Genomic DNA, 9,357 nt, shown 5'->3' on the forward strand with positions numbered 1-9,357 from the left:
GGCGGGGCACGACGGCTTCACACGGTGGGTGACCCGGCTTGGAAGTCGTAGCAGAACAGGCCTTCCCCGCCGCCCGCGAAGAGGGCGTAACCATCGCGGCTCCAGGCGCAGGACATCAGACGGGAGTCCGTGCGCATCATGGTCAGTGGCTCGTCGCTGCCGGCTTCCCAGACGAGCAGCGCACCGTCGATGCTCGTCGTGGCGATGCGTGCGCCGTCGGAGCTCATCGCCACCGAGGTCACCGCGCCGCCGTGTCCCCTCAAGGTCCTCGTCACCGTACTCGTGGCCATGTCCCAGATCCGCACGGTGCCGTCGTCGCCTGCGGTGATGATCTGCCGGCCGTTCGCACCGACGATCAGTACTTCCACCGAACCCACGTGCCCGGTCTGCAGCTGCTCGTGGGACCCCGTGTCGGGGTCCCACAGCCGAACCGTGGCGTCCTCGCCCGCGGTGACGAACCAGCTGCCGTCCGGGCTGAACGCCACGGCGTTGACCGCGCCACGGTGGCCCCAGAAGCGGTGGACGGAGTCCCCCGTGGCCGGATCCCAGAGGCGCACCACGCCGTCGTCACCCCCACTCACCAGCAGGGTTCCATCGGGATGGTAGGCGACCGACTTCACCGCACTCGTGTGCCCCGTCAGGGTTCGAACGGCGCTCCCGGCGTAGGTCAGCCAGAGTCTGATGGTGTCGTCGTCCCCGGCCGTCGCGAGGTAGACCTCGTCGGGGCTGAAGACCACGGCGTTGACCGCGCCCGTGTGACCGGTCCAGGTGTCGACGCACGTACCCGTCGACGCGTCCCAACTGCGTACGATGCCGTCCTCGCCGGTCGTGGCGAGGATGCCCCGTGCGCCGGCCGCCACCGTGGTGATGGCGCCGGCACGCCCGGTCAGAGTCTCGATCGGGGTGCCGGTGGCCGGGTCCCACATACGGATGGACCTGTCGTTGCCGGCGGTCGCGAGCCACGTGCCGTCCGGGCTGAAGGCGACCGCGTTCACGGCACCGGTGTGGCCCGTGAGCGTCCTCAACGACTCACCGGTCGCCGGATCCCAGATCCGGACCGTCTTGTCGTCGCTTCCGGAGGCGATCCGCGAGCCGTCCGGGCTGACGGTGAGTGCCCTGATCCAATCCGTGTGGCCGGTGAGTGTGCGGAGGAGCGTGCCCGTGGCCGGATCCCAGACGCGGACGGTCCTGTCGCCACTCGCGGTGGCGAGCCACGTTCCGTCGGAGCCCGAGGCGACTGCGTTGACGGCTGCCGTGTGTCCTTCAAGTGTGCGCAGCAGGCTGCCGGTGGCCGGATCCCAGATGCGGAGGGTCCGGTCGTTGCCGGCGCCGGCGAGCCATGTGCCGTCGGGGCTGATGGCCACGTCGGTCACCCAGCCCGTGTGTCCTTCAAGTGTCCGGAGGAGCCTGCCGGTGGCGGGGTCCCAGATCCGGACCGTCTTGTCGTTGGAGGCGCTGGCGAGCCAGCTGCCGTCGTGGCTCACGGCCGCTGCGTTGACGGCTGCCGTGTGTCCGTCGAGTGTGCGGAGAGCGGTTCCGGCGGCCGGGTTCCAGAGACGGATGGTGCCCTCGTCGCCCGTTGTCGCGAGCCACGTGCCGTCGGGGCTGATGGCCACGCCGGTCACCCATCCTGTGTGGCCGCGAAGACTCCGCAGGGTCGTGCCGGTGGCGGGGTCCCAGATACGGACGCTCTTGTCGTTGCCGGCCGTGGCGATCCAGGCGCCGTCCGGGCCGGCGCCGACGGAGTTCACGTATTCCGTATGACCCGTCAGGGTGCGGATCAACGCCGGGTCCGGCAGGTCGGGAGGGGACCATCGGTTGACCAGAGCGGGGGCGACCGCGAGCAGCGCGGCAGGGTCCCAGTGCGGCGCATCCGTGATCCTGCTGCACAGGATCGCGTCGAGGGCATGGCTCGGACTGGTGGGGGAGAGGAGGTGGGCCGCGCGCGCCAGCTGCCTCGACAAGGACAGCGCGGTGCGGGTGCCGATGCGCTCCAGATCACGGCAGATCGCGGTCGGGCCCCGCTGATGCAGCCGAGCACGCACCCACAGCAGACTGCCTGCCGCGGCCTCCGCCTGCACGGTGTGCCCCGCATCCACCAGGTGCTCGATGAGATGGTCCTGAACGTAGCCCTCGGACGACTCCCACCACGCCGCGCCGGCGGCCGGATCAGGAGGGAGGGTGGCGGCGATCGCGCTCAGCAGCGCGGCGTTCACCGCCGGAACGTCCGACGCCAGTTCGGCGCGCAGATAGTCGCGCACGACGTCGTGCAGAGCGACGGCTCCGCCGGGGACGCCGGCATCGATCGTCAGCAGCGACAGATCCGCCATCTGCTTGCACAGCAGCCTCGATCTCGCCTCGTCCAGTCCCCCGGTGACCCTCCACAGGAGCGCGATCACGGGGAGCGGGATCGCTTCGTCCTCCGCGAACACGCCGAGCTCGGCGAAGCGCCGGTCGCCCTCGGACGGAAGGAGAGTGGTCGCCGCCCGGATACTCGCCCGCACCGCGGTGTTGCGGCGGTCCGGATCATCGAGGTCCAGGAAGCCCTGCGGGTCCTCGCCGGCAGGACCCGCGTCGCGGAGTCTTTCCAGCACCGCTTCACCGGCGGCCGTGGTGTCGGCCCCCGTGGACACCTGGGCGGCGATGACCTGGTTGATCAGACGCAGCAACAGCGCCCACCGACCGGTCGCTCGTACCAGATCATCGACCAGCTCCTGGGGCAGCGAGGGACGCAGACCGTGCGTGAGGACCGCCCGGGCTTGCTCAGGCGACATGCGGTCCACCTTGATGTGCGTGGCGCTGGGCGGCAGCATGCTGGGTCGGCGTGTGGTGACCAGGCGCACGCAGCGGTCACTCGCCCCGCGCAGAAAGGGGTCCAGCTGCTCCGGTTCCCAGACGTCGTCGATCACCAGCAGCGTGGGCGGGCGCCGGCTCAGCAGTCGGCCGAGGTGATCCCCGGCCTTGTCCGGATCGGTGCCGACCTCGAGAGTGTCGCCGGTGATGAAACGGGTCGCCTCCGCGACCTTCGCCGCGACGGCCGCTCTGCCGCGGACGTCCCGGCCGACCTTGACGACGTAGATCCGCTCCCGGAAATGCTGCCTCACCTTGGGGTGGGCACACACCATCAGAGCCAGGGTCGTCTTGCCGAATCCACCGGCTCCTTGCAGGCCGGTGGTGATCCCCACAGCACCCTGCCCGTCGCGCCGGCAGACGGCGGCGACGACCTGGTCGACCTCGTTCCGGTTCACCACCCAGTCCGGGACACCCTGCGCGGCGGGAGGCGGGGGATCGCTCTCGCCGGCGTCGCGTGCTCCGTTGCCCTGGCGCAGAGTGATGGCCAGCGCGGAGATCCCTGCCAGGCCGCCGAAGACGCTGGCCACCGGATCCGCTTGGCCCCACCCGTCGGAGACGGCCGTGAGCAGGAGCCACATGGCCCCGGCCGCACAGACGGCGATCGCGACACCCGCGGTCCAACGCCCCCAACGCCCCATGGGGGGATCATTCCGTCGCGCCCCTACCCCCGCCACCGGTTTCGCTCAATCCGGGACGGGGCCGATGGCTCGACTGCCGGACGCGCGGGACGACGGCACGCACGTCACGAGCCGGTGGTGCCGGCGAGCAGAGGGAGCTCGCGGCGGATCGGGTCACGGCTTTCCGGGGCGCGGCCCATGTCGGCCGTCGACCGGGCTGTGACGCAGGCGTCGCGGGCGAGCGGGCGGCGGAGATGCCGTCGTGCCGCTCCGGCACCGTCAGGGCGGTACGCGCCCACCGCGCCAGTCGGCGGCGCCCCCTGCGCCCAGGACCCCCGCCGACTGTTCGACGGCGGCCGGGTCGACGCGCGCCAGGGCACGGCGGGCCACACGGGCGACGACGAACGGGAAGAGGGGGCGCAGGGGTTCCATGAGCCGGAGCCAGGGAGGGCAGTAGACGCTGGTCGCGCGCCGCTCGACCCCCAGGCGCAGCCAGCGGGCGACCTGCGCCGCGTCGTGCACCCGTCCGGCGAAGCGGGGCTGCGAGGCGCGGAGCGCCACCAGCACCGGATTCTCGTCGATGTCCTGGGTCATCGCCGTACCGGTCCAGTGCAGGTACGCGATGCCGACGCCGATCCTCCGCGGCGCGACCTCCGCGCGGAGCGACTGGGCGAACGACTCCGCACCCGCCTTCGAGGCGCAGTAGGCACTCATCATCGGCGCCGCCCCGAAGGCCGCGGTGCTGGCGATCTGGAGGAAGTACCCATGGGTCCGGGCGAGCTGGGGCAGGAAGACGCGCGCCGTGGTGGCGCTGCCGAGGAGGTTGACGTTCACGACGCGTTCCCACAGGTCCGGATCGGCGGTGGCGAACGGACCCGTCGCGGCGATACCCGCGTTCGCGACGACGACCGAGGCCGGGCCCATGTCGTCCGTCACCTGCTCGGCCACCCGCGCCATGCCCGCCTTGTCGGTCACGTCCACCGCGTAGCAGTGCGCCTCTCCGGGCAGCGTGCGGGCCACCGCGTGCAAGGTCTCGCACTCCCTGCCCAGCAGGGCCACACGCATGCCCTCCCCGGCCAGCTCCCGTGCCAGCGCGGCCCCCACGCCCCGCGCCGCCCCCGTCACGACGGCGACCCGGCCGCGCAGTACCCGCTCGTGCATGGCGTCTCCCTTCGGCAGCCGAAGCCTTCAGTCCACCACGGACCTCCGGACCACGCCGCTCGCGACACCTTGGGGCGGACCGGCGGGCGCCGCGGCAGCGAGCCGGGTCCGCGGGCGCCCGGCCGGCGTCGGTGCCGCTGCGCGCCGAGGGCCCATTCGGCCGTCGCGAAGCGGTGCTCCGTCGGCTTCGGCCATTCGTGGCTGTGGCCGGAGCACTCGGTCTCCGGGCCGACGGAGAACCTCGTATCCCGTACCCGCTCGTGCCCGCGTCACAAGGCGATCACGGCCCGCACCAGCGTGCCCCGGGCGTCGCACAGCACGGACCTGTCCACGGCGTAGGCGTCGACGAGGTCCAGCCCCCGGCCGAATTCCACATCCATGTCGACCGCCTCACAGCGCGGAGCGCTGCGCTCCCGCCACCGCCCGTGGTCGCGCACCCCGACGGTCACCGAGTGGTCGTCGGCCTCCAGCGCCACCACCAGATCGGGGCTGCCGCTGTGCAGGACGGCATTGGTCGCCAGTTCGCTGACGATCACACCCAGCGCCTCCTCCGCCGCCGAGGACAGGCGGCGGGCGCGCGCCACCCCCGTCATCAGCCGACGCAGGCACGGCACGGCTCGCGGACACGCAGGGAGTACGGCCACGGCCAGGACGCATCCGGAACCGGACGTCACCCGCTCGAAGGGCTCCGTTCCCAGCGGCTCCTGCCCCGGGCGCGCCCCACCGCGGCTCGAACACGTCACGTCTCTCACGCGGGACTCCTGCCTGGCAGCCGACTCCGTCGGCGGCGGGCCCACCGTCCGGCGGACGACGAGGCCTGACAGACTCCACGGTGCCCGCCGACCGGAGCGCGGGGCAATCAGGGCAGACTGAGTACGTATACGCAATCAACGATGAGGCGCGTGAGGACTCGTGACAGCCAACCCGGACCTCCCCGGAACAGCGGGCGACGCCGAGGTCACGCTGCGCAGGCGCCTCGAAGCGGCTCTCGCGCAGGACGCCCCCGCACGGCCCCTGCTCCTGCTCGTCGAGGGCGCCGCCGGGACCGGCAAGAGCCGCCTCGTGCACCGGCTGACGGCGGACCTGCCGGCGACCGTGCACCGGACGACCCACACGACCCGTAGCACTCCGGACGCGCCGCTGCCCCGCACCGGGCCCGTCCTGCTCGTCGCCGAGGACGTCCACCGCGCCCGCGCCGCCGACGTCGCGAGCCTGAGCCGGCTGCTCGCCGACCCGCCCCCGCACCTCGCCTGCGTCCTGAGCTACCGCCCCGAGGAGCTTGCCGCGCCCGGGCTGGTCCTGGGCCCCGGCACCGAGTTTCCCGCCACGTTCACCGTCGTGCGGCACGTCCTCGCGCCGCTCGACCTGACCGCCGTGCGCGTGACGGCCGAGGCCGTGCTCGGAGCCGACCGCTGCACGGCCGACCTGGTCGACCGCCTGCACCGCGTCTCCGGCGGCGTCGCCCAGACTCTGACCGACCTGCTCGACGAACTGGCCGCGTGGTCGCCGAGCGCCGCGGGCGAACCGCTTCCCGTCGCCCTCGACCGCCTGGGCACGCCTCCACGGCTGGAGGCGCTGGTGCTGCGTCGCACCGCCGCCGTGCCGGAGGAACACCGGCCGATCGTGAGCGCCGCAGCCGTTCTCGACGAGCCCGCGACGTCCCGCGACCTCGCCGCCGTGGCCGGTCTCACGGGCCGTGCGGCCCACGACGCCCTGGCCGCGGCCCTCCGGGCCGCCGTCCTGCAGGAGCACGGCGACGGCCGGTACGGCTTCACCTCACCGCTCGCCGCCGCTGCCGTCCGCACCGCGGCGACGGGGCCCGATCGCGAGGTACTGCACCGGCGGAGCGGACGCCTGCTCGCAGCGCGCCAGCCCGTCGACTGGGAACGCGTGGCCGCCCATCGCCTCGCCTGCGGCGACGAGCGGGGGTGGCTGCACGCCGTCGAGCGGGCCGCCGAGCGGTTCGAGGAAGCCGGAGAGCAGCAGCGGGCGGTGAGTCTGCTGGAGTCGTCGCTGGCCACGGGCCCCGTCCCGGGCCAGGCCCGGTCCCGGCTCGCCACGCTGCTCGCCCGCTGTGCCGTGGTGGGCCTGCGCTCGGACGAGACACTCCAGGTCCTCCGGCACATCGTGGCCGACTCCGGGCTTCCCGCCGGAGTGCGGGGCGAGATCCGCCTGGACCTCGGGCTCCTCCAGTGCAACCAGATGGGGCAGGTCACCGAAGGGCGGGCCGAGCTCACCCGCGCGGTGGGCGAGCTGGAAGGCAGGCCCGTGCCGCAGGCCCGGGCGATGTCCGCCCTGGCGATGCCCTACGGACCCGGCCCCTCCCTCACCGAGCACGTCGTCTGGATCGAGCGTGCCGTGGCGGTCGCGGAGGAGTCGGGAGACCCGGTCGTGCAGACCGCGGTCGCGGCGAACCGGGTGAGCGTCCTGCTCAACACGGGCGATCCGACAGCATGGGAGCTCGTCGAGCGTCTGCCTCGTGACAGCAGGCTCGTCGGCTGCCGCCAGCAGACGGCCCGCGGGCTGTGCAACGCCGCGGACGCGGCGGTCTGGCTCGGCCACTACGAGAAATCGCGGGCGCTGCTGGCCGAAGGCGTCGCTCTGGCCGCTCGTAGCGGTGCGGCCTACGCCGAACGGACCGGCCGCGGCTGCACCCTCGTCCTCGACTGGGCGACCGGGGCGTGGGCCGGCCTCGCCGACCGGGCCAGGGCCTTCGCCGACGAGGCCGGCGACATGCCCTACCTGGCCTCCGATGCCCGTATGGTCCTCGGACTGCTGGCCCTCTCCCGAGGAGAGTGGGCCGACACGGTCACCCACCTGACCGGTCCGGAAGCCGCGGACCTCGACACCGGCCCCGTGCCGGTCTCGGCCACCGTGTCCGGTGCCCTGATCAGACTGGCCCTCGCCCACGACGACCTCGCCGGCGCCGCCGCCGAGGCCACCGCCGCCTGGAAGCGGCTGCGGAGCAAGGGGATCTGGTCCTGGGCCGCGGAACTCGCACCCTGGGCCGTGGAGGCGACCCTGCGAGCAGGGGAGGAAGCCACCGCCGCCGCGATGACCGACGAGTTCGCCGCAGGCCTGGAAGGCCGGGACGCGCCGTCCGCGGAGGCCGCCCTCGCCTGGACCAGGGGCATCCTGGCCGAGCGGACGGGAAAGACGGCCGAGGCCGTGGACTTCTACGAGACCGGCGCCGCCGCCTACCGCGGACTGCCCCGGCCCTACCACCAGGCCCTCACCGCAGCGGCCGCCGCCCGCTGCCGCCTCACCCTCGAGGACGACAGCGGCACCGTCGTCACCGAGCTCACCCGTTGCGCCACCGTCTTCGACACGCTCGGCGCCACCTGGGACGCCGCCCGCATCCGCGCCGACCTGCGCCATCACCAGCCCGCCGCGGAACGCCGGCCGCCCGGTCGCCCCCGATACGGAGACCTTCTCTCGCCCCGCGAGGCGGAAGTCGCGGAACTGGCGGCCGCCGGCATGTCCAACCGCGAGATCGCCACCACGCTGCACCTCTCCCCGCGCACCGTCGAGCAGCACGTCGCCCGTGCCCTGCAGAAGACCGGTGTGCACTCCCGCCAGCAGCTCGCGGACGCCCTGGAAGCGGCGTCGAGTTGAATAGGTATCCGTAAACCCCCGCCTCCGGATGCTCCGATAGCAGATTTCACGCCACGATCGGTCCGGGCAGCGCCGCATTCCACCCCCATGCGGCGCTGCAACGGGGCTCGCCCCGGTGTTTCGGCAACACAGCGGGCGCGCGCCCATCCCCCACGGGCGCGCGCCTGGCCGTTGCCCGGGGGAATCGGTCAGCCACCACCGAGCCCCGGCACAGGCCACCCCGATGACCTTCCTCAGTCTCCCCGGAGCGCTGCCGGGCCCGGGCGCCGTGGCCGAAAACCCTCGCCTCGCAACGGCAGCATCAGCCGGACACTTCCTTCAGGCCCACCACGGCGAGCGACACACGTCGACGGCCGACCGGCCGCCCTCGCCGTCTTCTCGGCCGTGAGCGGTACTCGCCTCTTCACCCCCCAGGCCGGCGCCGCGGTGCCGGACGGTCCGGAGTGGGCCGTGACAACTACCGGAGCGTGTCAGCGGGTTGACGCGGCCGGACCTCGCCACGACGAGGGTCCCGGCTCGCGTATTTCGAGGCCACGGCGATAATTGAAGGAGAGCCCGGTGCCTGCCTCGCCGGCATTCGGAGGCTCTCCGAGGGGGCAGGTCGAACGAGTGGCTGCACAGCGCCGCCCCTGACTTCCATGGCGATCTGCCGTTCTGGCGAGCGATGCCGCCATGCCGGAACGCCGCCGGGCGAGGATGCCATCCGAAGGGCTCCACCGGCACGTCGCCTCTGGTGGTCGGCAGGCGCGGACGCGGTGCGGAAGGGCTACGTGATGTCGGATCGAATTCTGTACTACAGCGCGTCCAAGGGCCGTGGGGTCATCGGTACGGTCGACAGCGGCAATGTTCTGAAGGATGTGACCGTCATTCCGGACGGGTCGTTCGCGAAGGACTGGACGCAGATCACTGCGCTGAGTGGTGACCGGATTCTGTACTACAGCGCGTCGAAGGGTCGCGGTCTGATCGGCACCATCGACAGCGGCAATGTTCTGAAGGATGTGACCGTCATCCCCGACGGGTCGTTCGCGAAGGACTGGACGCAGATCACTGCGCTGAGTGGTGACCGGATTCTGTACTACAGCGCGTCGAAGGGTCGCGGTCTGATCGGCAC

5 protein-coding genes are annotated in these 9,357 nt (G+C 72.7%); 2 read left to right on the forward strand and 3 right to left on the reverse strand.

The features are described from left to right. Positions 1-17: 17 nt before the first annotated feature. From ACGFZF_RS05875 to ACGFZF_RS05885, 3 genes are all read right to left on the reverse strand, one after another. Entirely contained in the window at positions 18-3,491 is a 3,474-nt protein-coding gene (locus ACGFZF_RS05875) for an NB-ARC domain-containing protein (protein WP_393551281.1), read from the reverse strand. A 258-nt stretch (positions 3,492-3,749) separates the two neighbouring features. After that, on the reverse strand, positions 3,750-4,631 hold the full coding sequence (locus tag ACGFZF_RS05880; protein WP_393551282.1) for an SDR family oxidoreductase: 882 nt from the start codon (positions 4,629-4,631) through the stop codon (positions 3,750-3,752). Between the two features lie 269 nt (positions 4,632-4,900). Then, the gene (locus tag ACGFZF_RS05885) at positions 4,901-5,428 is read right to left on the reverse strand and encodes an ATP-binding protein (protein WP_393551283.1); all 528 of its coding nucleotides are present in this window, start codon (positions 5,426-5,428) and stop codon (positions 4,901-4,903) included. A 115-nt stretch (positions 5,429-5,543) separates the two neighbouring features. Between ACGFZF_RS05885 and ACGFZF_RS05890 the strand changes: the two genes are divergently transcribed. Together ACGFZF_RS05890 and ACGFZF_RS05895 are read left to right on the forward strand one after the other, a co-directional pair. After that, positions 5,544-8,246, forward strand: coding sequence for a LuxR C-terminal-related transcriptional regulator (locus tag ACGFZF_RS05890; RefSeq protein ID WP_393551284.1), 2,703 nt, complete (start codon positions 5,544-5,546; stop codon positions 8,244-8,246). A 638-nt stretch (positions 8,247-8,884) separates the two neighbouring features. Beyond that, positions 8,885-9,357 (forward strand): hypothetical protein (locus ACGFZF_RS05895; RefSeq protein ID WP_393551285.1); only part of this gene is annotated, 473 nt, incomplete at its 3' end.

The sequence above is a fragment of the Streptomyces sp. NPDC048338 genome (assembly GCF_043201055.1).
Lineage (GTDB): Bacteria > Actinomycetota > Actinomycetes > Streptomycetales > Streptomycetaceae > Streptomyces.